Origin of the sequence: Modestobacter sp. VKM Ac-2978 (assembly GCF_026968025.1) — a bacterium.
Lineage (GTDB): Bacteria > Actinomycetota > Actinomycetes > Mycobacteriales > Geodermatophilaceae > Modestobacter.
Genome location: NZ_JAPVBP010000002.1, coordinates 354,106 through 375,529, shown reverse-complemented (window position 1 = coordinate 375,529; position 21,424 = coordinate 354,106). Strand labels below are relative to the sequence as shown.

The 21,424-nt window shown below is 71.0% G+C and carries 24 protein-coding genes and 1 pseudogene; 12 read left to right on the top strand and 13 right to left on the bottom strand.

What is annotated here, in order from left to right; genetic code table 11:
* The first annotated feature begins 17 nt into the window (after nucleotides 1-17).
* Both O2W53_RS05665 and O2W53_RS05660 read left to right on the top strand, forming a co-directional pair.
* Complete coding sequence (locus tag O2W53_RS05665; protein ID WP_269162039.1) at nucleotides 18-635, top strand: hypothetical protein; 618 nt, start codon at nucleotides 18-20, stop codon at nucleotides 633-635.
* Between the two features lie 371 nt (nucleotides 636-1,006).
* Entirely contained in the window at nucleotides 1,007-2,422 is a 1,416-nt protein-coding gene (locus O2W53_RS05660) for a HEPN domain-containing protein (RefSeq protein WP_269162038.1), read from the top strand.
* A 352-nt stretch (nucleotides 2,423-2,774) separates the two neighbouring features.
* Here O2W53_RS05660 and O2W53_RS05655 read toward each other — a convergent pair whose 3' ends face one another.
* Complete coding sequence (locus O2W53_RS05655) at nucleotides 2,775-3,164, bottom strand: hypothetical protein (protein WP_269162037.1); 390 nt, start codon at nucleotides 3,162-3,164, stop codon at nucleotides 2,775-2,777.
* A 119-nt stretch (nucleotides 3,165-3,283) separates the two neighbouring features.
* Between O2W53_RS05655 and O2W53_RS05650 the strand changes: the two genes are divergently transcribed.
* Nucleotides 3,284-3,520: a hypothetical protein gene (locus O2W53_RS05650; RefSeq protein WP_269162036.1), complete on the top strand. Its 237-nt coding sequence runs from the start codon at nucleotides 3,284-3,286 to the stop codon at nucleotides 3,518-3,520.
* Nucleotides 3,521-3,794: 274 nt separating this feature from the next.
* Nucleotides 3,795-4,055 (top strand): annotated as a pseudogene (locus tag O2W53_RS05645) (WhiB family transcriptional regulator); the annotation flags it as partial.
* Between the two features lie 50 nt (nucleotides 4,056-4,105).
* Here the strand turns inward: O2W53_RS05645 and O2W53_RS05640 are convergent.
* The 3 genes from O2W53_RS05640 to O2W53_RS05630 form a co-directional block, all read right to left on the bottom strand.
* Nucleotides 4,106-4,546 (bottom strand): hypothetical protein, encoded by a 441-nt coding sequence (locus O2W53_RS05640; protein WP_269162386.1) that lies wholly within the window; start codon nucleotides 4,544-4,546, stop codon nucleotides 4,106-4,108.
* 462 nt (nucleotides 4,547-5,008) lie between these two features.
* Nucleotides 5,009-5,491 (bottom strand): hypothetical protein, encoded by a 483-nt coding sequence (locus tag O2W53_RS05635; RefSeq protein ID WP_269162035.1) that lies wholly within the window; start codon nucleotides 5,489-5,491, stop codon nucleotides 5,009-5,011.
* 380 nt (nucleotides 5,492-5,871) lie between these two features.
* Nucleotides 5,872-6,363 (bottom strand): SRPBCC family protein, encoded by a 492-nt coding sequence (locus O2W53_RS05630; RefSeq protein WP_269162034.1) that lies wholly within the window; start codon nucleotides 6,361-6,363, stop codon nucleotides 5,872-5,874.
* Nucleotides 6,364-6,749: 386 nt separating this feature from the next.
* On the opposite strand from O2W53_RS05630, the gene O2W53_RS05625 reads away from it, so the two are divergent.
* The gene (locus O2W53_RS05625; protein WP_269162033.1) at nucleotides 6,750-7,829 is read left to right on the top strand and encodes a heparin lyase I family protein; all 1,080 of its coding nucleotides are present in this window, start codon (nucleotides 6,750-6,752) and stop codon (nucleotides 7,827-7,829) included.
* 60 nt (nucleotides 7,830-7,889) lie between these two features.
* Here the strand turns inward: O2W53_RS05625 and O2W53_RS05620 are convergent, their stop codons facing one another.
* On the bottom strand, nucleotides 7,890-8,258 hold the full coding sequence (locus O2W53_RS05620) for a VOC family protein (protein WP_269162032.1): 369 nt from the start codon (nucleotides 8,256-8,258) through the stop codon (nucleotides 7,890-7,892).
* A gap of 62 nt (nucleotides 8,259-8,320) precedes the next feature.
* Here O2W53_RS05620 and O2W53_RS05615 point away from each other — a divergent pair, with 62 nt between their 5' ends.
* Nucleotides 8,321-8,779, top strand: a complete 459-nt coding sequence (locus O2W53_RS05615) for a MarR family winged helix-turn-helix transcriptional regulator (protein WP_269162031.1) — start codon at nucleotides 8,321-8,323, stop codon at nucleotides 8,777-8,779.
* Nucleotides 8,780-8,829: 50 nt separating this feature from the next.
* Here the strand turns inward: O2W53_RS05615 and O2W53_RS05610 are convergent, their stop codons facing one another.
* From O2W53_RS05610 to O2W53_RS05595, 4 genes are read right to left on the bottom strand one after another with little or no spacing between them, the layout of a single operon-like run.
* On the bottom strand, nucleotides 8,830-9,666 hold the full coding sequence (locus tag O2W53_RS05610) for an ABC transporter ATP-binding protein (RefSeq protein ID WP_269162030.1): 837 nt from the start codon (nucleotides 9,664-9,666) through the stop codon (nucleotides 8,830-8,832).
* Nucleotides 9,663-10,715, bottom strand: coding sequence for a FecCD family ABC transporter permease (locus tag O2W53_RS05605; RefSeq protein WP_269162029.1), 1,053 nt, complete (start codon nucleotides 10,713-10,715; stop codon nucleotides 9,663-9,665). The genes O2W53_RS05610 and O2W53_RS05605 overlap by 4 nt, the downstream gene beginning before the upstream one ends.
* Complete coding sequence (locus O2W53_RS05600) at nucleotides 10,712-11,755, bottom strand: FecCD family ABC transporter permease (RefSeq protein ID WP_269162028.1); 1,044 nt, start codon at nucleotides 11,753-11,755, stop codon at nucleotides 10,712-10,714. Before O2W53_RS05600 ends, O2W53_RS05605 begins: the two co-directional genes overlap by 4 nt.
* The gene (locus tag O2W53_RS05595) at nucleotides 11,752-12,774 is read right to left on the bottom strand and encodes an iron-siderophore ABC transporter substrate-binding protein (protein ID WP_269162027.1); all 1,023 of its coding nucleotides are present in this window, start codon (nucleotides 12,772-12,774) and stop codon (nucleotides 11,752-11,754) included. The genes O2W53_RS05600 and O2W53_RS05595 overlap by 4 nt, the downstream gene beginning before the upstream one ends.
* Before the next feature lie 174 nt (nucleotides 12,775-12,948).
* On the opposite strand from O2W53_RS05595, the gene O2W53_RS05590 reads away from it, so the two are divergent.
* The 3 genes from O2W53_RS05590 to O2W53_RS05580 are packed head-to-tail and all read left to right on the top strand — an operon-like array spanning nucleotide 12,949 to nucleotide 14,320.
* On the top strand, nucleotides 12,949-13,428 hold the full coding sequence (locus O2W53_RS05590; protein WP_269162026.1) for a DUF2505 domain-containing protein: 480 nt from the start codon (nucleotides 12,949-12,951) through the stop codon (nucleotides 13,426-13,428).
* Between the two features lie 51 nt (nucleotides 13,429-13,479).
* Nucleotides 13,480-13,872 (top strand): hypothetical protein, encoded by a 393-nt coding sequence (locus tag O2W53_RS05585; protein ID WP_269162025.1) that lies wholly within the window; start codon nucleotides 13,480-13,482, stop codon nucleotides 13,870-13,872.
* 52 nt (nucleotides 13,873-13,924) lie between these two features.
* Nucleotides 13,925-14,320: a hypothetical protein gene (locus O2W53_RS05580; protein WP_269162024.1), complete on the top strand. Its 396-nt coding sequence runs from the start codon at nucleotides 13,925-13,927 to the stop codon at nucleotides 14,318-14,320.
* Here O2W53_RS05580 and O2W53_RS05575 read toward each other — a convergent pair.
* Nucleotides 14,308-14,766, bottom strand: a complete 459-nt coding sequence (locus O2W53_RS05575; protein ID WP_269162023.1) for a DUF5313 family protein — start codon at nucleotides 14,764-14,766, stop codon at nucleotides 14,308-14,310. The genes O2W53_RS05580 and O2W53_RS05575 overlap by 13 nt on opposite strands.
* 143 nt (nucleotides 14,767-14,909) lie before the next feature.
* Here O2W53_RS05575 and O2W53_RS05570 point away from each other — a divergent pair, with 143 nt between their 5' ends.
* On the top strand, nucleotides 14,910-15,392 hold the full coding sequence (locus tag O2W53_RS05570; protein ID WP_269162022.1) for a histidine kinase: 483 nt from the start codon (nucleotides 14,910-14,912) through the stop codon (nucleotides 15,390-15,392).
* Between the two features lie 12 nt (nucleotides 15,393-15,404).
* Here O2W53_RS05570 and O2W53_RS05565 read toward each other — a convergent pair whose 3' ends face one another.
* Nucleotides 15,405-16,187, bottom strand: a complete 783-nt coding sequence (locus O2W53_RS05565; protein ID WP_269162021.1) for a hypothetical protein — start codon at nucleotides 16,185-16,187, stop codon at nucleotides 15,405-15,407.
* 63 nt (nucleotides 16,188-16,250) lie between these two features.
* Here O2W53_RS05565 and O2W53_RS05560 point away from each other — a divergent pair, with 63 nt between their 5' ends.
* Nucleotides 16,251-18,047: a carbon starvation CstA family protein gene (locus O2W53_RS05560; RefSeq protein ID WP_269162375.1), complete on the top strand. Its 1,797-nt coding sequence runs from the start codon at nucleotides 16,251-16,253 to the stop codon at nucleotides 18,045-18,047.
* A complete protein-coding gene (locus O2W53_RS05555) occupies nucleotides 18,044-18,487 on the top strand; it encodes a hypothetical protein (RefSeq protein ID WP_269162020.1) in 444 nt (147 codons plus the stop codon). Before O2W53_RS05560 ends, O2W53_RS05555 begins: the two co-directional genes overlap by 4 nt.
* On the opposite strand, the gene O2W53_RS05550 is transcribed toward O2W53_RS05555, so the two are convergent.
* Both O2W53_RS05550 and O2W53_RS05545 read right to left on the bottom strand, forming a co-directional pair.
* Nucleotides 18,426-19,862: a M20/M25/M40 family metallo-hydrolase gene (locus O2W53_RS05550; RefSeq protein WP_269162019.1), complete on the bottom strand. Its 1,437-nt coding sequence runs from the start codon at nucleotides 19,860-19,862 to the stop codon at nucleotides 18,426-18,428. The genes O2W53_RS05555 and O2W53_RS05550 overlap by 62 nt on opposite strands.
* Complete coding sequence (locus tag O2W53_RS05545; protein WP_269162018.1) at nucleotides 19,859-21,373, bottom strand: MFS transporter; 1,515 nt, start codon at nucleotides 21,371-21,373, stop codon at nucleotides 19,859-19,861. The genes O2W53_RS05550 and O2W53_RS05545 overlap by 4 nt, the downstream gene beginning before the upstream one ends.
* Between the last annotated feature and the right edge of the window lie 51 nt (nucleotides 21,374-21,424).

Here is a 21,424-nt window from a genome sequence, read left to right as displayed (position 1 = left end):
ATCTACGGAGGCTGTACGTGGCTGCTGATATGTCGAGCGGGACAGGCGCGGGGCTGGTCGCGTTCTTGAACTGGACGATCGAACGGAGCGAGCTGCCCCGCGCAACGGCTTCGGCGATGAGGACCGCCTCGACGAAGGTTCTGTCTGTTGAGGATGGCTGGGAGGACTTGGACCTGCGGAGCGTCGACACGGATGAGCTGATTCGCCGGTTCAACATCCGCTCGGCTTCGGACTACAGCGAGCAGAGCCTTGCCGTATACGGCCAACGCTTCTTGAAGTCAGTTCAGATGTATCTAAGCAAGCTGGATGGCGGCGATTGGCGGCCCCGCAACGGACGTACCCCGAGTGCGTCTCGCACGGGAACGACACGCAACGGCACGCGTAAGCGCTCCTCGGCTGTATCAGAAACGCCTGATCCGACGCCCGAGACGCCCTCGCCCTCTGAACAGCCTCCGACCCAGGCGGCCCCGCCCTTGCAGTCGACCGCCGAGGCCGACGGCCTGATCGAGTACCCCTTCCCCGTTCGTCCGGGGCTTCGAGCGAAGTTGCGTCTGCCGGAAGACCTAACGCCTGCTGAGGCGGATCGTGTGGCCGCGTTCATCAAGACGCTTGCCTTCGACGTCCCGACCGACTGAGCGCACCCACCACGACGACCGAAGGGCAGCGCAAGCATCCATGAGCGAGTGGCTGTGGCTGGCCCCGGTCGTCGGTCCGATCTGTCTTCTGCTTGCGTGGCTCGCCTATCTCCGCTTCGCTCGGTGGCTCGTCACTCAGACCGGAGACCCAGCCAGCTTGGAGCACGCAGTCTCCTTGGCCCGCGCGGTGCGAAAGCAAGCCGACGCTCCAGCTGAGAAGCCGACCAACGAACCGCCCGTCATCGACGTCCACGCCCCGTAGTCGCCGGCTCCGACGTCGATGGGTTGATTTCGACCCCGAGTCGATCGTGCCGCCATCCGTACACCACCGCGAAGTGTTGACCGTCTCACCTGCCCGGTACCGTCCGATCATGACCTCCGAAACTGGCGTGTTCTGGTTGTCGAGCGATCCGGATAAGACATTGCCGGGTCACCTGACCTTCTCGGACACCGGGACTCCCATACTCGAAGTTCATGGGCAGTTGACGCCCTCCATGCAGGTCATCAGCCATAACGAAGAAACCGGCGCGACGATGATGGGGCCAGCTGACGAACCGACAGATTTGTTGGTGCATGGCCTCCTGGAGAGCACTCCGCGCCGCGTGACGCTCATCGACTGCATGACCACCGGGAGGAACGAGGTCCACTTCATCGGAGCGCCATTGGATCGACACAAGTTGCAGGCTCGCGTGATGGTCCGAGGCGCACATCTCGCGAGCGGCGAAGAAACCTTCAATGGGGTCCGGGTGCGGGCAGCCGACATCGACGCCTGGGCCAGCCTTCCACGCGTGCAGCGCGAGAACCCCGAAGAGGAAGGCGTCGCCGTCCGGCTTGCGCGGCTCAATCTGCCGCCCGTAGAGACGAGCAAAGGGGTCAAACTCTCTCTAAAGGAGCAGCTAGGGGCCTCGTGGGGCTCTCTGGTCGAAGGCCGCATCACAAGGTCGGTCTGGATTCAGGCTGAGAACCTCGGCGATCTAACCCTCCGACGGATCGATACATCCTTCGCCTCACCCATCGTTACCTACCTAAGTTTCGCCCTCGGTTCGAGCTCGCCCCTGACGGCCCTTGAGGTCCAGTCCGGGGAAGATTGGCTTGAGGTTCGGCATGGCGGACTACGTCCCGATCCGGGCCCACGGGTACAGGTGGGCGACGTCTTGCTCCCTCTCCACGAGGCCGGGCTGGAAGTTCTCAGTGGGTTCCTCGACACCTATGAGCAGGTCGGCCCCGCTGCCGCCGTCGTCGCGGGTCTATTACCTCGTGGAAGCAATCCCAACATCGAGACCCAGGTCGCGGAGCTGACGACAGTTGCCGAAGGCGTCCACCGGACACTGTTCCCGGAGGACGTCCGCATGGGCGAAGAGGACGCGGAACGGCTGCACGCACTCGTGGCCGCCGCGATCGCCCAAGAGGACGACCGCCTACAGCAGATAGTCAATGGGTCCGTGAGTCGCCTTGAGGAAGCCAACTACAAGCAACGGCTTAAGCGCTTGGTCTCCGAAACCACTGAAGCGCTACCCGGCGTCTGCGGAAAGGACAATCGCTGGGTCAGCAGCGTCTACAACGCCCGCAACTCCTTCGCACATCGGACGCAAGGCTTCCTGGAAGAGAACTTGATCGACGAGTTCTATGCAGTGAGCCAGTCCCTGCGGTGGGTGCTGATGGGCCTTCTGCTTCTGCGGTCAGGGGTCTCAGCCGAGACCCTCGCGGCTAGGGCGCAGCAGAACCAGCAATATCAGCTATTCCAGGACCACATGCGGTCTTCGCTTCCCTCGGTTTATCGAGATTGACTGAAGGTGGCGCGGGCCAAGTGGGCAGCTCTTGATCCGCGCCATCTCTCGGCGGTCGCGATTAGCTCTTCGACGAGGAAGCGCCACCGTCGATGCTCTGCTGGGCTGCCGCGGCACAGGCACGCACCGAACGCACCATCGGAAGGATTGAGACGGCGGCGTCCCGCCGAGAGTCATCCTTGGTCACTAGCGCGACCAGCACCACGATGAGTACCAGCACGAAACGCGCGACCGGCAGCAGTGCGAGAAGGAGAAGGACAGCGGACACGGTTCCCCCAGCGAGGATTCGTGTCGGCTGCCTAAAGTCCGACGTTGGCGAGCGGCCCCGCCTCAGGCGATCAGATGCCGATGATCATACCGCGTCGCCAGGCGCTCGCCCGGCCGCGTGCCGCACCTTCTTGCCGCGCTCTCGGTAGAGCCGCACCACTTCGCGGCAAGCCGCACCATCGATCCACAGGCCACCGTGCCCCCGCCAGCAGCTCAGGACCGAACCATCTTGGTCGGCCGGTTGGTCGTCTGCGATCGGCGTAAAGCACTCCCACCCCGCATCTCGACCGCCGGGGTCGCCCACGGCCCGCGCTGGAATCCACGCCCGCAGCCCGACACCGTTGGCACCCTCCAGGAACCGGGCCATGACGTTCTGGCAGTCGGGACAGACGACCTCGCCGATGCACCGATCGGTGCCGTCGCCCTTGGCATCCCCATCCCAGTGAGGACCGGTCTGGGCGGTCCAGAAGCTCATGCCGTTGAGCGTAGGTCGGATCCGATAAGGGACAGCTTGTCCGCGAACAGAGTTCGCCACCAGATCAGCGGCGTCCTTCTGCACGGTGGTCAGTAGCCGCCGACCGGAAGGAACCCGCCATGCTGGGCCAGATCGTCTTCTACACGTTCTCCGACGCCGACCTCCTCCACTTCGGTGCACTGCGGGAGCCCGTACGCGTCGCCGTCATCACCGAAGACCTGGGTGACGACACGGTGGCGCTGCACGTCTTCATGCCGAACTCCGTGAAGATCGTGCGACGCGTCCGAGCCGGCGAACCCGGTCAGCCCGGGACCTGGAACGCCGCACTGCCCACCCCTGAGCCGGTCGTGCCCTGATGAGTGGCTATCGCGGATTCGCTCGCCCACCTGGCGCGCGACGCGGGCGGCCCGCCTCTCCCGTCGAGACGGCGAGCCCGCCACCGGGAATGCGCCGTGGGCCGCGCGGTGGGTGGGTCCGCGCCGTGCTGGACGAGAACGGACAACCACTCCGTGCCGCCGATCCGGGCGCGCCCACGCCCGAGGCACGACGCCGGTACGCGCAGGCCCTGGTCGACCAGCAGGGCATCCACATGACTGAGCCGCCTGTGCACCGGGCACTTCGGGGTCTCTGATGCCACAGAAGCGGGACGCGGTGACAGCCGCGCTACAGCGGTTGCGCGGCAACGTCCGACCCAAGCGACCAGCCCCGGGCAAGTGGACTGTCGATGCCGCCTGCCGGGGCTACGACGCTGAAAATTGGATGGACGACGCACCTGGTCGGCCGACCGCTGCCGCCAGGGCCGTCTGTGCGGGCTGCCCGGTGCGCGCGGCCTGCCTGGCACACGCCCTGGCCTGCGACGAGCCCTGGGGCATGTGGGATGGCCTGACCACTCGGGAGCGGGTGGCGCCTCTGTGCGGCACGGCGGCCCGACCAAGACAAGATCATCCGGGTTCCTGGTCGTTCCCCTCGATGAGCCGTCGCCACTGCGCGTCTCTTTCGAGCTGTTGCTGCTTCATCTCTGCGAGCGCTTGGTCAGCAAGCCTCCTGGATGCCGCTTCTCCCATCCCCCTGATCTCAAGCGACGTGTCGCCGTAGGAGAAGGTGACCGATTTGTCGCGGTTTCGCTGAAAGAAGGCGCGAAGCACGGCAGCAAGGCCAGTCAATCCGCCTGCGAGGGACCCGGCGTAGACAACCAAGTCAGTCCCCGCGGAATGCTCAATAATCTCCCCGCCGAAGACGTCTTCGGCCTCCATCATGTCTCGGATTTCTCGGGCCGCACCGGGGCTTACGCGCAGGTCGAGAGTTTGGTCGCCCGGGAAGCCGAGGCTGACGTGGAGGCGCAGCGAAGTGGCCGCATCGCTGTTCTGTATCAGCATTGCCATGACTCACTCCCTAGTCTTCGGAAGCTCGCTACGAGAGATCGAGGACGCCGCCCTCCGGCGCAGCGGGCAGTCATCCGCGTCGGCGACTCGACGCTGTGAGCCCTTGACACAGAATATCCCTAGGCTGAGGGCGCCTCTTCCGCAGGATTTCTCTCGCGTTTCGTGGGAGCAGTGGCCCGCACTTCGTCGGCCAGAGCCGTTAGCAAGTCCGCAACGCCTTGATAGTCCTCCGTCGTGCGAAGAGGCCGTGCCGCCCGCTCTCCCTCGTCACCGACGGTCCCCGCGAGGACACGGCTTAGCGCATCCTTGAGGGCCTCGCTCTCAGGCTCTCGTAAGGCAGCGGGCCCCGTTTCGGCAGGCGTCGGGCGCGCCTCTCGACGCTTCCTGAGAGCCGCAACAGCGCCCACTACCGTCGCCGCTAGCGTGGACCCCGCTGTGCCAAGCAGCACACCGAGGAGGAGGTCAAGCTCCAAGACCAGCCTCCCTTCCGGTGACTTGTTCCTTCAGCTTAGAAGCCGTCGTCGTCGCTGCGCAGGCTGTCGCCGCGCCGATGACCAGCACGACCAAGGTGACCACAGCGATCAGACGTCGTTGGTCTGCCGTCTGAGCGACCCCATTGATCGCGTCGTTGGTCAGGAAGCCATACCCGGCCGCAAGCGCCAGCAGGTTCAGCACCGAGAGCAGGGCCATCCCGTCAGCCCAGCCGGTGCGCTGGAGGCGCGGGCCCTGTAGTTCCTTGAGGGCCACGGCGAACATGGCGAGCGCTGTCAGGAGCCCCTGGCCCGATCCAAATACGTCGCTGATCGACGGAAACCGCTGCGCGTCGTAGAAGCGGAAGGCATAGGTCAACCCGAAGGGCAGCAGGCTGATGGCAGCGCTCCACGCGAGCCAGCGGAGGCCCTCTTTAATGTGGCGCCCTCGCTTGGGAGCCCCCGAATCAGCCAAGCCGAACCTTCCTTCGGGTCGAGGCGAGCCCCGGCAGTCTCCCACCACAGGGAAGCAGGCGTAGCCAAGGCGCCTGGTGCCGACGGCAGTCGCCCACGGCTCTGAGCCAACGGTTGGGCCAACGAGCCACGGCGATCACGGGTGATCAGCCCGTCTCTGGCCGAACGTCAAGCTGGCCGCCTGAGCTGCGCGAATGGCCGAGTCCGCAGGTGAGCGGCATGAGTCGTCAAGCCGCTTGAGCGCCCTCATAATCCCTGGGTCGTGGGTTCGAGCCCCACCCGCCCCACCACCAGGCATTACGCAGGTACTGGATCCCGTGACCGGGCGCGCCGAGCAGCTGCCGATCTCCGTCAGAGATCGTCGGTGCTGATCGCGGCAGATCAGCTCTGCCCTTCGCGGACGTCCTTCCCCTGTTCGGCGAACTCCTTGAAGTCCTGCATGTGCTGTTGCGACTGCTTGCGGAAGACGCCGGGCATGAGAAGCCCCATCAGTCGCATCAGCAGACCGCTGAACCGGTATTCGCTCTCGCTCTCCCAGAGCGTCGTCTCTGGACCGGCTTCGGTCAGCCGATCGCGCACGACGCTCCACATGCCCGCGCCGACGATCTCGCGGTCGAAGTGGACGACGATCCCCTCGGGGATCCTCTGCAGGTCTGCCGGCTCCCGGCGTGTGATCGTCTCGGTGACTTCCATCTCCCGCTGCCCCGACTGCATCACGACCCGCGACCTGGTTCCGAGCTGCCCGTGTGTCCCACTCAGCGGCTCGTGCAGCACCAGGCCCCGCAGCCACTTCGGGAAATGTGCCGGGTCGGCGAGCAGCTGGGCCACGCCCTCCCGCGGCAGGGCGATTTCGATCGAGTTGATGTGCTTCATGGCGCGTGCTCCTCCGGTGTGGGACGACATGCCGTTCGTGCCACTCGTCCTGCCTCCTCGACGGAGAGGTCTGAGATCCCGGTCGCCACTCATACAAGACAGGTCTGACATCTTGCCTCGCGTCCGTGGTGTCGGGGGCCCGCCCAGCTGAACCGTCGAACGCGCGACGGCCTGGCTTCGCCGTCCTCCGCGAGCGCTCCGACGCTGCAGAAGCCGCGGACGACGTGGCACACCCCGTGCACTCGGCGACTGCCCACTCGTCGGACGGGTTGCCGGAGGTCTCCCCCGGACGGCTGACGGGCGCTCCGCTTCCTCCCGGACCCAGCCGATACCTACATCGCCACCCGTCCGGGCGTGGCTCACCCCCATGCCTGAACAGGACCCCGATGCTGCTCTCCCCCACCCGCCGAGCTGCCGCCGTCGGCGCGCTCGCACTGGCCACCCTCCTCACCGGCTCCACCGTCGCGAACGCCGCCCGCGAGGACCGCTCGACCGCCGTCACCAGCGCTGAGTCCGACGTCCAGGTCACCACCGCGGCCTCGCGCGGCCAAGCCAACAAGAAGCCCAAGGCCACCGAGTCGCCCGCCCCCACCACCAGCGCACCCGTGGAGGAGCCGCCTCCCGCCACGACGGCCCCGGCGCCCACCGCCGCACCGACCGCGGCACCGGAGCCGACATCGACACCGACACCGACGCCCGAGCCGACACCCGAGCCGACACCCGAGCCGACCGCGGAACCGGAGCCGGTCGCCGCCGGCCGTGGGCCGGCCGGGAACACCGTGCTGTGGTCCGACGACTTCGAGAGCGGCCTGGACTGCAGCGTGTGGGTGCACGTCCAGAACCACGAGACCGCCGCGTCGTCCAGCCTGTGCCCCGGGTGGGCGGCGGAGGGTTCGCCCACCCGCACGACGTTCCCCACCATCGACGGGAGCCGGGTCGCCCGCTTCGAGCTGCGCCAGGGCGACCGGTCCGCCGGCGGAGAGCGCTCCGAGCTGTCCCCCTCCTCCGCCGACAGGTCGGCCACCGCCCTCACCGAGGGCTTCGAGGGCTGGTTCCAGCAGCGGCTCATGGTCGACCCGTCCATGCAGCAGGAGCAGAACGACCGGTTCTACATCCTGACCCAGTGGCACACCGGGATCTCCTCCCCCGCCATCACCCTGGGCCTGTCCGACGACAACGACCTGCTGCTCCGCGTCGGCATGGAGGGCAAGAGCCAGGTCCTGGTGCCCGCCGGTGAGTTCGTGCTCGGCGAGTGGTTCGACGTGAACGTGCACTTCGTGATGTCCAACGACCCGGCCACGGGCGGGGCCGAGGCCTGGGTCGACGGAGTGCAGCGGGCCGGCTGGCAGTACGGCCGCACGATGATGGACTCCGGGTCCTACCTGAAGATCGGCCAGTACCGCGACCCGCAGGCGGCCACCGGGATCACCTACGTCGACGACGTCGTCCTCTCCACCAACCGCTGACCATCGCCGTACGTGAGGCGCTGGTCAGCGCAGCTGCCGAGCGAGGTGAGCACTCATCGGTCAGGCGCGGTCGTGGAGAGTGACCTGATAGCCGTCGGGGTCGGCGAAGGTGAACGTCCGGCCGAAGGGCCCGTCGATCGGCGCGGAGACGATGGGGTGGCCGTCGACGACGAGCGCGTCGTGGATGGCCTGGACGTCGGTGGCGTGCAGCCAGATCGCGGCACCGATCCCGGGCTGGGCCACGGCGGCGAGATCGGTGCCGGGCACGACGTCGCGGAGCGCGAACGCGATCGGCTTCGTCTCGAAGACGACGGCGTGCGGAGGTCCGGCCGGTGAGCGGACGAGGCCGAGGTACTGCTCGTAGAACGCCTGCGACGCCTCGAGGTCGCGGGCTTGGAGCGAGATGAAGTCGGGGCCGGTGACGGGCATGGTGTCGCTCCTCCGTATATGTCAGGTTCCTGACATGGAGCAACGTATGTCAGGATGCTGACATGAGTCAAGACGGTGTCGGCGTCGACCTGGAGACGTCGCTGGGCTACCTGCTCAAAGAGGCATCCAGTGCTCTCCGTGTGGCCATGGAGGACGTGCTCCGGCCGCTCGGGATGAACGTGACGCGCTACGCCTGCCTCGAACTGCTGGCCCAACGACCGGGCTCGTCGAACTCCGAGCTCGCGCGCGGCGCGTTCGTGACCCGGCAGTCGATGAACGTGCTGCTCCAAGCCCTGGAACGAGAGGGCTACGTGACCAGACCCGCGGAACCCCCCGTCGGGAAGGCCCTGCCCACCCGGCTCACGCCTCGCGGCCGACGGAGCCTCGAGGAGGCGACCGCAGCGGTCCGGTCCGTCGAGGTCCGGATGCTCACCGGCCTGACCGATCGCGAGCAGTCCGACGCGTTCCGGGTCCTGCAGAAGATGGTCCGTTCCCTGCGCGATGGCGACGACGTCGCCTAGCTCCTCCCCCGGCGCCACATCTCGTCCCGCCCGGACAGGCGCCAGCCCGGTCAGCTGCCGGACGTGCCCTGCAGGACGTCGGCGCGCGGGGCGGTGTGGTGGCGGCCCATCGGCAGCATCAGCGGCTTGCCCGAGGTCGGGTCGACGATCACCTGGCTGTCCAGGCCGAAGACTGCGCGCACGCACTCCTCGGTGAGCACGTCCTCCGGGGTGCCGGCGGCGTGGATCCGTCCGCCGGACAGCGCGACCAGGTGGTCGGAGTAGCGGGCGGCCAGGTTCAGGTCGTGCAGCACCATCACGATCGTCGTCCCGCGGGTCCGGTTCAGGTCGGTCAGCAGGTCGAGAACCTCGATCTGGTGGGCGACGTCCAGGAACGTCGTCGGCTCGTCCAGCAGCAGCAGGTCGGTCTGCTGGGCCAGCGCCATCGCGATCCACACCCGCTGGCGCTGCCCGCCGGAGAGCTCGTCGACGGCCCGGTCGGCCAGCGGTGTCGTCTCGGTCGCGTCGAGGGCGGCCGCCACCGCGGCGTCGTCCTCCTTGCTCCACCGGGAGAACACCCGCTGGTGCGGGTGCCGCCCCCGGCCGACGAGGTCGGCGACCGTGATCCCCTCCGGCGCGATCGGCGACTGCGGCAGCAGACCGAGCGTGCGGGCCAGCTCCTTGGCCGGCAGCCGGTGCACCGCCTTGCCGTCGAGCAGCACCCGCCCGCTGCGCGGGACCAGCAGCCGCGACATCGACCGCAGCAGCGTCGACTTCCCGCACGCGTTCGCCCCGACGACCGCGGTGATCCGCCCCGACGGCACCAGCAGGTCCAGGCCCTCGATGACGGTGCGCTCGCCGTAGGCCAGCGTGAGGTCCTCGGCTGCCAGCGAGTGGGTGGCGGTCACAGGGAGCCTCCGGTGCGGTTGCTGCGGACGATCAGGTAGATGAGGTACGGCGCCCCGAGCACCCCGGTGATCACGCCAACCGGGTAGCGGGTGCCGAAGGCGTACTGGCCGCACAGGTCGGCCACGAGCACGAGCAGCGCCCCGACCAGCGCGGCGGGCACCAGCAGCGAGCCGTTCGGCCCGACGAGCCGCGCCGCGATGGGGCCTGCCAGGAACGACACGAACGCGATCGGACCACACGCGGCGGTCGCGAAGGCCAGCAGGGCGACCGCGGCGACGATCGCGATGACCCGGGTGCGCTCCACCCGGACCCCCAGCGCGGAGGCGGTGTCGTCGCCCAGCTGCAGCGCGGAGAGGTTCCGCGTCTGCCCGAGCAGGACCGGCCCGAACACCAGCAGCGCCACCAGCGCCGGCACGGTGGCCTCCCAGGTACTGCCGTTGAGGCTGCCGGTCAGCCAGCGCAGCGCCTCCGCGAAGTCCCACGCCCCGGCCTTCGACAGCACGTAGGAGGTGACGCTCTTGCCCATGGCGGCGACGCCGATGCCGATCAGGATCAGCCGGGTGCCGGCCACGCCGTCCTTGAACGCCAGCGTGTAGATCAGCAGGGCCACCCCGAGCGCCGACACGATCGCGGTGACCGACACCGCCGTGCCGGACCAGCCAAGGATCACGATCGCGAAGGCCGCCGCGGCGCTGGCCCCCGAGGTGATGCCGATGACGTCAGGGCTGGCCAGCGGGTTGCGCAGCATCGTCTGGAACGTGACGCCGGCCAGGCCGAAGCTGAGGCCGGCCACGACCGCGAGGACGGCGCGCGGCAGCCGCAGCGTGCCGACCGTGAAGGACGCCCCGGGGACGTCGGAGCCCAGGACGACGCGGAGCACGTCGCCGGGCGGGTAGAAGGTGCGCCCCACCATCAGCGTCACCGCGAAGGCGACCAGGACGGCGAGCGCGAGCAGGGTGATCACCAGCCGCCGGCGCGCAGCACGGCGGACGCGCCCGCGGGCGACGGTGTCGACGGTCGAGGGCGCTGGGGTGACGACGGCGGTCACAGCTCGCGCACCTTCTGCCGGCGGACGATCGCGATGAAGAACGGGGCGCCGATGATCGCGGTGAGGATGCCGACGTCCAGTTCGGTCGGGCGGGCCACGATCCGGCCGAGCACGTCGGCGCCGGTCAGCAGGCACGCGCCGGCGATCGCGGAGAAGGGCAGCAGCCAGCGGTGGTCGATGCCCACCAGCAGCCGGCACAGGTGCGGGACGACGAGCCCCACGAACCCGATCGGCCCGGCGACCGCGGTGGCGGCACCGCACAGCAGGACCGACCCGAGCGCGGCCACGCCCCGGGCGAGGGCGACCCGCTCCCCGAGGCCGGCGGCGAGCTCGTCGCCCAGCGCCAGGGAGTTCAGGCTGCGCGCGCACAGCAGGCTGATGACCAGCCCCAGGAGGAGGAACGGAGCCACGGTGCCGATGCCGGAGAAGGTGGCACCGCCGACACCGCCGATCTCCCAGGACACGACGTTCTCCACGATGTCGCCGCGGGGCAGGGCCACCGCGGTGATGAACGAGGTGAGCGCGGCCGAGGTGGCCGCGCCGGCCAGGGCGAGCTTGAGCGGGGTCGCCCCACCCCGGCCCAGCGAGCCGACGGCGTAGACGAAGACCGCCGCGACACCGGCGCCGACGATCGCCGTCCAGACGATGCTGGTCGCCGAGAACAGGCCGAACCAGGCGATCCCGGCGACCACCGCGAGCGAGGCGCCCATGTTGATCCCGAGCACCCCGGGGTCGGCCAGCGGGTTGCGGGTGACGCCCTGCATGACCGCACCGGACAGGCCCAGCGCAGCGCCGACGACGACCGCCAGGACCGTGCGCGGGATCCGCTTGGTCACCGCCGCCTGCCCGATGTTCTCCGTCGACCCACCGAGCGCGGCGACGATGTCGGACCAGCCGACCCCGCGGGAGCCCACGGCGACCGAGAGGGCCATCAGGGCGACCAGCAGCCCGACCACGACCAGCAGCCAGAGGAACCGGACAGGCCCCGGGCGCCGCACGACGGCGGCGTCCGGGGCCGGGGTGGCCAGGACCGAGGTCATGCTGCCTTGTCGGCGGCCTCGGCGAGCAGGTCGACGTAGTCGTCGAGCACCCAGGAGATGGCCAGCGGCGTCGGGTTCGCCGCCGTGCCCAGCGGGGTGTCCGGGAGCAGCACGATCGACCCGTTGGCGACCGCCGGGATCTGCGACAGCAGCGGGTCGGCGTTCAGTGCGTCGACCAGCTCCTGGCCGCCGTACGTCACGATGATGTCGACGTCGTCGAACACGTCGACCTGCTCGGCGCTGACCGTCCCGGAGAACTGCTCACTGTCGGTGGAGGCCGCGGCCACGCTGGACGGGGTGGACAGCCCGAGGTCGGTGAAGAAGGCGCTGCGGGTGTCGTAGGGCGTGTAGTAGCTGACCTCGCTGAGGTCGCTGGTGTCCACGTGGGTGAGGAACATCGTCGACTTGCCCTCGAGCTCGGGGTGCTCGGCGACGGTGTCGGCGATGTCCTGCTCGATGTCGGCGATGAGTTCGTCGCCCTCCCCTGCCATGCCCATGCCCGCGGCGTTGACCTCGATCATCTCCCGCCACGGCGTCGCCCACGGCGCCTCCGGGTAGGCCACGACCGGCGCGATCTCGCTCAGCGTGTCGTAGTCCTCCTGGGTCAGCCCCGAGTAGGCGGCGAGGATGACGTCGGGGTCGGTGTCGGCGACCGCCTCGAAGTCGATGCCGTCGGTCTCGTCGAACAGCACCGGGGTCTCGCCACCCAGCTCCTCGAGCCGCTCGGAGACCCACGGCAGCATGCCGTCGCCGTCGTCGTCACCGAAGTTGGCGGCGGCCATGCCGACCGGGACGACGCCGAGGGCCAGCGGCACCTCGTGGTTCGCCCAGTTCACCGTGGCCACCCGCTCGGGCTCGGACTCGATGGTCGTCGTCCCGAAGGCGTGCTCGACGGTGATCGGGGTGAAGTCCGCGGCGGCGTCGGTCTCGACGGCCGACGAGTCCGACGAGCAGGCGGCGAGGCCGCCGACGAGCAGTGCTGCTGTGGAGACCGTGACCAGTCTCGGGGCGCGACGCATGGGGTCCTTCCGGGTGGTGGTACAGCGCCCGTGCGGCACGACGCGTGGCCGGCGGGACGAGCAACTGAGGTTTGCCTAACGCAACTTAGGGTGCGCTTGCCCAGTTGTCGATCACGAGCTGGTCACAGTGCGGTCGACCCGGCGCGGACGGCGCGCACCGCCGACGATGTGGTGGTGCCCATCGACTCCACCAGCAGCTACCCCGCCACCCCGGACGCCGTCCTCGCGCTCCTGACCGACGAGCAGTTCCTGCGCGACCGCGCCGCGGCGCTGGGCGCGCAGGTCCAGGAGGTGACCGTGGCCGGCACCAGCACCACCACCCGGCTCGCCGCCCCCACCGCCGGCATCCCGCCGGTGTTCGCCCGCTTCGTCGGCTCGTCGGTGGCGGTCGTGGAACGCAGCGACTGGAGCCCGGACGGCGCCGGCGGCCACCGCAGCGAGCTCGACGTGCGGGCCGAGGTGTTCGGCCGGGTCGTCCAGGTCACCGGTGAGCGGCGGCTGGTCCCGGACCCCACGGGCACCCGGTCGACGGTCACCGGCGACGCCACCGTCGACGCCCCGCTGATCGGCCGGCAGGCGGAGGGCGCGGTGCGGGAGCTGGTCGCGGTGGTGCTGCGCAAGGAGGACGAGCTGCTCCGCCGCCGACTGGGGTAGCCCGCACGGCGGAGAGGTGCAGACCACGACCTCTAGAGCGAGAGTGAGCCCATGACGTCCAGCGACGACCTCGGCCCGGCCAGCCCGCCTCCTCCCCCGACGTTCGGCCTGGTCCCGGCCGTTGTCGCGCTGGTGCGCCTGCCCTTCGACCTGCTCGTCCTGATCGGCTACACGGTGCGCCAGCTCCCGTTCCTGATCCAGGACGTGCGCAGCACGGTCAACGGCGTCGCGCGCCTGGTGAGCCACGGCGAACAGAGCGGCTCGCTGCGGGAGCTCATCGACTCCCTCGCCCGCGCCGCGCGAGCCGACAGCGCAGGCGCGCTCGCGCACCTGCTGCGCTCGTCCGGGGACCTGTCGGCGGTGCAGGCCGAGATCGAGCGGCTGCGGCTCGAAGCGGCCCGGGCCGGGGACCTCGACGTCCTCCGGGGCAGCGGCGGCAGCTGACCGAGCCCGCTCTCCGGCAGGAGTGTCGGTCGCCTCGGCGAGGATGGCGGCCATGGTGGCCTTCTTCCTCCCGCGAGCCAGCGACGACGAGCAGGCCGAACGGCTCTACGAGGCCCTGGCCGAGTTCGCCGGCTGCGAGCCCGCAGCGCCCGGGCAGCGGGTGCACTCGATCGCCTTCGGGCAGGACGGCGCCCAGTGGGTCGCCGAGGTGGGCCAGCAGCTGTCCGGCCGCCGCACGACCCAGCAGCTGCGCCGCGGTGAGCTGATCGAGCGCACCGAGGAGCTCTCCTCCCCCACCCGGGTGCTCGCCGTCTACCCGGGGACGCCGTTCGTCGTCGTCACCGACGCCCAGCCGATCACCGGCGCCCCGTCGGAGTGGGCCAACCCGTTCACCGCCGCGCCCGACCAGGTCACCTGGTTCGACGCCCCGGGGGCTCAGCGCCCCTGACGCTCCCGGTAGCGGGCGGCTCGCTTGTCCGCTGCCGCCCGCCGCCTCGCGGTCTGCTCGGCGTCCCGGCCGGCCTGCGCCCGGTCGCGGACCGTCTGGGCGGTGCCGACCGGGTAGCCGGCCTTCTTCACCCGGTTCTCGGTCGTCTCGGTCATGTAGGCGAAGGAGAAGATCAGCCCGAGCAGCAGGCCGCCGAGCGCGGTCATCCCGCGGATCCAGAACGGGCCCGGGACGAGCAGCAGGACCAGCGCGATCGGCACCGCCATCTGCACCACCGCCCGGAGCACGTGCCGCCAGCCCCACGTGGCGGTCGTGGTGTCGTGCAGCACCCAGCTGGCGTGCCGCTCGGGCAGACCGCCGCCCATCGCGTACCAGAGCCAGCGCAGGACGCCGGGCCGGACCGGTTCACCGGTGGGCCCCTGTCCCGCGGACCTGCTCGTGGCCATGCCCTGCACGGTACCGACGGTCGGCCACCCCAGCCGTCGCCGAGGGTGAGCGGAAGACCACGGTACGGTGAGTTCCCGCCGGTACCGGATCGACCCCGTCCGCGGACGTTGACGACTGCCGGAGGAGGCGGATCATCGGGAGCATGGTCCCGCTCGTCGTGGACGACGTCGTCCCCTTCGAGGACTGGAGGGCGGCCGCACGGGCCTCGCTCGCGTTCCTGCACCGCACCGTCGGCCTGGACGTCTGGATGGTCACCCACCTCCAGGAGCCCTCGCAGGTGGTGCTGTACGCCCACCCGCAGGAGGTCATCCCGCAGGGCACGGTCGTGCCCTGGCAGCAGAGCTTCTGCCACTCGATGGTCAGCGGGGTCGGGCCCCGGGTCGCCACGGTCGCGGCCGCGACCCCGGCCTACCGCGACCTGATGACCGGGCACGCTGAACGGGTGGCCGCCTACATCGGCGTCCCGCTGGTCACCCGCGAGGGCGCGGTGTTCGGCACCCTCTGCGGCGTGGCCTCCCGCGCCCAGCCCCGCACGCTGACCCGGCACCTGCCCCTGGTCGAGATGACCGCCCGGATGCTCAGCAGCCTGCTGCCCGACCCCACAGCCGAGGGCCCGCCCGACTGACCCCGGGGCCGTTCAGCGGTGGCCGGCTGCCCGCAGTGCCTGGACGCACCCACGTTCCAGCGCCCGTTGTCGCCGCACCCGCGCGCGCAGGCCCGGCACCGGCTCCAGGGCCCGGTCCTCGGCCGGCTGCACCTCGGTGAGCCGGCCGTCGGCGGCGTGGCCGCTGGTCACGTGCACGGTCCACCGCTCGACGTCGGGCACCGACAGCTCCTGACCGACGAGCACGGCCGGTCCGCGGACGTCGGGCGGTGCCCCGGTCAACGACAGCGGGTCGGCGTCCCAGTCGATGACCCGGACGGTGCGCACGTGCAGCCCGTCGTCGTCGACCGCGAGCACCGCGTCGGCCGGGCCGTCCCGGCGCCCGCCCGGGACGATGTCGACCGAGTCCAGGAGCAGGACCAGCCGCGGCAGGTACCACCAGTGCTCCCGGCGCAGCATCGGTGAGTCCGCCAGCGCCCGGGACGGCGGGTGCTTGCGCAGCTCCTGGTCCAGCAGCTGCTCGGTGAACAGGCTGCCGTCGCCGTCCTCGACCAGGGTGAGCCCTCCGGTGGCCACCAGCGGCTCCCAGCCCGGGCCGGTCAGCCGCGGGTCGGAGAGCACCAGCGCCGCCTCACCACCCGCAGCGGCCGCGCGCGCCGCCTCGACCTGGGCCCAGGGCAGGGCCACCGCCGCCCGGTCCCCCAGCCACAGCGGCACCACGCCCAGTGCGCCGGGTGGCTGGCCGTTGCGCCGCCACACCAGCTCGGCGACGCCGGCGGAGCGGACCGCCGCGCCCAGGGTCGTGGTGCCGGTCACAGCAACTGTCTACTCTTCGCCCTGCGGTGGCCGCTCGGCCGCCCGGGACGTGGGGGGTTGTCCGTGCCCGCATTCGCCGTGGCCGCCGTGGTCGGGGTGCTGTTCTTCCTCGGCTACCGGTACTACTCGAGCTACCTGGCCCGCAAGGTGTACGTCCTGGACCCGGCGTTCCGCACGCCCGCGCACGAGTTCAACGACGGCGTCGACTACGTGCCGACGAACAAGCACGTGCTGTTCGGCCACCACTTCACCTCCGTGGCCGGGGCCGCCCCGATCGTCGGCCCGGCCATCGCGGTGTTCTGGGGCTGGGGCCCGGCGCTGGCCTGGATCGTGCTCGGCACCATCTTCGCCGCCGGCGTGCACGACCTCGGGTCGCTGGTGGTGTCGGTGCGGCACAAGGCCAAGAGCATCGGGACGCTGGCCGGCGAGGTGGTCAACGGCCGGGCCCGGATGCTGTTCCTGGCGATCATCTTCTTTCTGCTGACCCTGGTGAACGCCGTCTTCGCGGTGGTCATCGGCAACCTGTTCGTGGCCAACCCGGGCGCGGTCATCCCGATCGTGGTCGAGATCCCGCTGGCCATGCTCATCGGCCAGTACATCTACCGGACCCGCTCCTCGGCGCTGATCCCCTCGATCGCCGGCGTCATCGTGCTGTACGCGCTGATCCTGGTCGGCAACGCCTTCCCGATCGAGCTTGACGGCCTGGCCGAGGCCCTCGGCGTCGAGCAGACCCGCAACGTCTGGGTCGTGCTGCTGTTCGCCTACACCTGGATCGCCTCCCGCATCCCGGTGTGGGTGCTGCTGCAGCCCCGCGACTACATCAACAGCCACCAGCTGTTCATCGCCCTGGCCGTCATCGCGGTCGGCGTCATCGTCGGGATGAACACCATCCAGGCCCCGGTGGTCAACGACGTCCCGGAGGGGTCGCCCAGCTTCTTCCCGTTCCTGTTCATCACCATCGCCTGCGGCGCCATCTCCGGGTTCCACTCCCTGGTCTCCTCGGGGACGACGTCCAAGCAGCTGGACACCGAACCGGACGCCCGCTACGTGGGCTACATGGGCGCGGTCGGCGAGGGCTCGCTGGCCACCGGCGCCGTGCTCGCCGCCACCGCGGGCGTGGCCGCCTCGCAGGCGGACTGGCAGGCGCTCTACCCCGACTTCGCCACCGCCTCCGGGGGCGCCACCAGCAACTTCGTCGACGGCGTCGCGGTGTTCGCCAACAACATCGGCATCCCGCTGGACCTCGCCACCATCTTCGCCGCTGTGGTGGTGATCAGCTTCGCCGCGACCACGATGGACACCGGCGTGCGGCTGCAGCGCTACGTCGTGCAGGAGATCGGCGAGATCATCAAGGTCCGGGCGCTGGCCCGGAACCTCACCCTCGCCACCACCGTCGCGGTGCTCATCCCGCTGGCGATGGCGCTGCTGCCCGGCGGCGGCGAGGCCGGCTACACCTTCGGCGTCCTCTGGCAGCTGTTCGGGACGACGAACCAGCTGACCGCGGGGCTGGCGCTCTCGGTCATCGCGGTGTGGGTGACCCGCCAGGGCCGCAACCCGCTGGCCGTGCTGATCCCGCTGGTGTTCCTGCTGGCGATGACCTCCTGGGCGCTCATCGCCAACCTGCGGAACTTCGTCGAGGCCGACAACTGGGTGCTCGCCCCGCTGGACGCGCTGATCTTCTTCCTGGCGATCTGGCTGATGGTGGAGGCCGCCCTGGCGCTGCGGACGGCGTTCCGCGAGCGTTCCCAGCCCGGCGCCGAGGCGCGGGGCACGTCCGACCCGGCGGTCGCCCGGGCGAACCCGACGTCCCCCACCGACGACGCGGAGCTGGGCCAGACGTCCCGCGACGACCGGCAGTGAGGCACCGCGTCGTCCTGGTGCGCGGGCCCCGCGCCGCCGCGGGGTCGGGCGGCTGCTGCAGCGGGGCCGCCCGCCCCTTCGACGAGGGCGGCGGCCACCGGCACGCCGCCCCGGCCGACGAGGTCGGCGCGGTCTATCGGGCGCTGCGCACAGCACTCCCCGACGACGTCGCCCTGGAGGTCGTCGCGCCGACGAACTGGCTCTGGCTGGTCCCGGCCCTGGTCACCGACGGGCGCCGCCGCGGGCTGCGCGGCGCGGCGCTGCGGCGCTCGGTGCGGGCCGGGATCGCCGTGGAGTCGCTGATCGTCGACGGGGCGGTGCTGGCCTCGGGCCGGCTGCCCTCCCCCGCTGCCGCGGTCGCCGCGGTGGCGGCCGAGCTCACGACCGCTGCAGCAGCTCCCGGTAGAACGCCACCCCGCGAGCCAGCGCCGCCACGGTGAGGTGCTCGTCGGCGGCGTGCAGGGACGCCAGCTGCGCCGAGCTGAGGTCGAAGGGCATGAACCGGTAGACGCTGTCGCTGATCTGGGCGAAGTGGCGCGCGTCGCTGGCCTGCACCATCAGGTACGGGGTCACCGTCGCCGCCGGGTGGGCCGTCTGGATCGCCGCGGTCAGCGTCGCCCAGGCCTCGTTGTCCGTCCGGGACACCGGCGACGGGTCGTCGGCGCGGGTCGCCTCCAGCCGCACGCTCGGGTCGTCGATCACCCCGCGGATGCGCTCGATCGCCGACTCGGCCGTCTCCCCGAGCACCACCCGCACGTTGGCCATCGCCCGCGCCCGGGTCGCGAGCACGTTGGGTGCCCGGCTGCCCTCCAGCTGGGTGATCGCCACCGTCGTCCGCACCAGGGCGCTGGCCTCCCGGCCGGCGCGGGACAGCAGGCCGGCGAGCGCCGGCCGCAGCAGCGCGGCGTGCGCGTACAGCACCCGGTGCCCGGTCGGGGCGTGCCGGCCGACGGTGTCGACCAGCGCCAGCACCACGTCGCTGACCCGGGGCGGGAAGGGCTGCTCGTCCAGCCGGACCAGCGCGCGGGCCAGCCGTGCGGTCGCGCCGCCGCGGACCGGCGACGAGGCGTGCCCGCCGGCGTCCTCGGTGGTCAGCTCCAGGTCCACGACCCCCTTCTCGGCGATGCCGACGACGGCGATCGGCCCGGGGACGCCGGGGAAGACGCCGGTGACCACGGCGCCGCCCTCGTCGACGACCGCCCAGGGCGTGATGCCGCGCGCGGCGAGCGTCCGGGCCGCCGTCCGCGCCCCGGTGCCGGCCACCTCCTCGTCGTTGCCGAAGGAGAGGTAGACGTCCCGGGCCGGGCGGAAGCCCTCGTGCAGCAGTGACTCCACGGCCTCCAGGACGGCGACCAGGGCGCCCTTGTCGTCGATCGCCCCCCGGCCGTGCACCACGCCGTCGACGACCTCGCCCGCGAACGGGTCGCGGGTCCACGCCTGCCCGTCGGCCGGCACGACGTCGTAGTGCGCCATCAGCACCAGGGGCTGCGCGCCGTTGCCGCTGCGCCAGTGGAACAGCATCGCGCCGGTGCCCAGCAGCTCCAGCTCGAGCTCCCGGTGCGTGCGCGGGTAGAGCTCGGCCAGCCGCTCCCGGAAGGCGCTGAAGACGGACTGGTCGACCTGCTCGGGGTCGCGCCGGGACACCGTCGGGATGCGGATCAGCTGCGCCAAGTGGTCGGCTGCCCGGGTGGCGTCGATCGCCCCGACGTCCGCGTGCGGCACGTCCGGTCGGGCCGGCGGCCGGAAGCGGCGCACCCGGGTGAGGGCGGCGCCGGCCCCCACAGCGGCTCCGGTGGTCAGCAGCGTCCGGTTCATCCAGCTGTCTCCTCCCGGACCGCGGCGGCGCGGTCCTCGGTCTGCTCGGGGTCGGCGAAGGCCAGCCGCGGGACGAACACCAGCGCGACGGCGGCGATCAACGCCGTGGTGCCGCAGATGGTCCAGACCGTCACGTACCCGGTGAGCGATCCGGCCGTGCCCTCCACCCCGCCGGCCAGCAGCGGGGCGCCGGCGGCGAGGGCGAGGGCGAACACCGACGAGGCGAACATGCCGCCGATGACCTTGGTGGTGTTGGTGAGCCCGGTGGCGACGGCGGTGCGGCCGGCCGGAGCGGCGGCGGCCGCCGCGGCGGGCAGGGCCGCGACCAGCGCACCGGAACCGACCCCGGCGACCGTCATGCCGGCCAGCACCTGGCCGAGCTGGTCGTGGAAGGGCACCAGCAACAGGTAGCCGGTGGCGACCAGGGCCGCGGCCCCGATCAGGGTCAGCCGCGGGGTGGTGAGCCGCGAGACCCGGGCGAACTGGCTCGCGCCGACCAGCATCGAGACCACGTAGGCCCCGATGACCAGCGACACCGAGCTGGTCGACAGCCCGAGGCCGTAGCCGTAGACGTCCGGGTCGGTGCGGGCGAAGGTCGACAGCGGCCCCTGTGCGCCCAGCACGCTGACCCCGAACAACCCCGCGGTCAGCTGGACCGGCCACATCGCCGAGCTGCGCAGCACCCGGAAGTCGACCAGCGGGTCGGGCTGCCGCAGCTCGTAGCGCACGAACGGCCAGACGAGGAGCAGGCCGGCCGCCACCACCAGCCACGGCCAGGCCTGCTCCGCCCCGTTGAGCCGGACGAACGTCAGCCCCCCGGTGACCACCAGCAGGACGGCGGTCAGCAGCGCGGCACCGCCGGAGTCGACCACCCCCTGCACCCGGTCGGTCCCCTCGGGCACGAGCCTCCAGACGACGACGACCACCCCGACGACCAGCACGCCGGGGGCCAGCAGCACCAGCCAGAGCGCGTCGCCCAGCAGGTCGCCGATCACCCCGCCACTGAGCGCGCCCACGATGGCGCCGAGCTGCAGCGCGGCCACGATGAGGCCGGTGGCCCGCCGGGTGCGGGCCGCGGTGTCCGGCAGCCCGCGGGACCGGCTGTAGATCAGCGCCACCTGCAGCGGCAGCCAGGCCGCGTAGACGCCCTGCACGGCCCAGGCGAGCAGGAAGACCGGGAAGGTCTGGGCGAACGCCAGCACGATGGTGGCCACCGCGACGACGACCGCCGACCAGAGCAGCATCCGGCGGTGCCCGTGCAGGTCACCGAGCTTGGCCAGCACCGGGACGGCGATCGCCGACAGCATCAGCTGGCCGGCCTCGAGCCAGTTGACGTCGGCGTCGTTGATGCCGAGGTGCCGGGCGATGTCGGTGAGCAGCGGGATGTAGTACCCCTGCAGGACCCCGCTGGTGAACTCGACGAACACCAGGTAGCCGACGACGCCGGCCGTCATCCGGGCCTGCCACTGCCCTGCCCGGCTGCCGCTGCGCTGCGTCGCCGACTGCTGCATCGAGCCCGCTCCTCGCTCGTGGTGGGTCCGCGGCGGCCAGCATCGACGAGG

Coding starts and splice junctions, on each gene's coding strand:
- O2W53_RS05650 (WP_269162036.1), top strand. CDS start 3,284: ATGCTGGGCCAGATCGTCTTCTACACGTTCTCCGACGCCGACCTCCTC.
- O2W53_RS05600 (WP_269162028.1), bottom strand. CDS start 11,755: ATGACCTCGGTCCTGGCCACCCCGGCCCCGGACGCCGCCGTCGTGCGG.
- O2W53_RS05585 (WP_269162025.1), top strand. CDS start 13,480: ATGACGTCCAGCGACGACCTCGGCCCGGCCAGCCCGCCTCCTCCCCCG.
- O2W53_RS05575 (WP_269162023.1), bottom strand. CDS start 14,766: ATGGCCACGAGCAGGTCCGCGGGACAGGGGCCCACCGGTGAACCGGTC.
- O2W53_RS05655 (WP_269162037.1), bottom strand. CDS start 3,164: ATGAGCTTCTGGACCGCCCAGACCGGTCCTCACTGGGATGGGGATGCC.
- O2W53_RS05620 (WP_269162032.1), bottom strand. CDS start 8,258: ATGCCCGTCACCGGCCCCGACTTCATCTCGCTCCAAGCCCGCGACCTC.
- O2W53_RS05580 (WP_269162024.1), top strand. CDS start 13,925: ATGGTGGCCTTCTTCCTCCCGCGAGCCAGCGACGACGAGCAGGCCGAA.
- O2W53_RS05570 (WP_269162022.1), top strand. CDS start 14,910: ATGGTCCCGCTCGTCGTGGACGACGTCGTCCCCTTCGAGGACTGGAGG.
- O2W53_RS05630 (WP_269162034.1), bottom strand. CDS start 6,363: ATGAAGCACATCAACTCGATCGAAATCGCCCTGCCGCGGGAGGGCGTG.
- O2W53_RS05625 (WP_269162033.1), top strand. CDS start 6,750: ATGCTGCTCTCCCCCACCCGCCGAGCTGCCGCCGTCGGCGCGCTCGCA.
- O2W53_RS05595 (WP_269162027.1), bottom strand. CDS start 12,774: ATGCGTCGCGCCCCGAGACTGGTCACGGTCTCCACAGCAGCACTGCTC.
- O2W53_RS05550 (WP_269162019.1), bottom strand. CDS start 19,862: ATGAACCGGACGCTGCTGACCACCGGAGCCGCTGTGGGGGCCGGCGCC.
- O2W53_RS05660 (WP_269162038.1), top strand. CDS start 1,007: ATGACCTCCGAAACTGGCGTGTTCTGGTTGTCGAGCGATCCGGATAAG.
- O2W53_RS05545 (WP_269162018.1), bottom strand. CDS start 21,373: ATGCAGCAGTCGGCGACGCAGCGCAGCGGCAGCCGGGCAGGGCAGTGG.
- O2W53_RS05615 (WP_269162031.1), top strand. CDS start 8,321: ATGAGTCAAGACGGTGTCGGCGTCGACCTGGAGACGTCGCTGGGCTAC.
- O2W53_RS05640 (WP_269162386.1), bottom strand. CDS start 4,546: ATGGCAATGCTGATACAGAACAGCGATGCGGCCACTTCGCTGCGCCTC.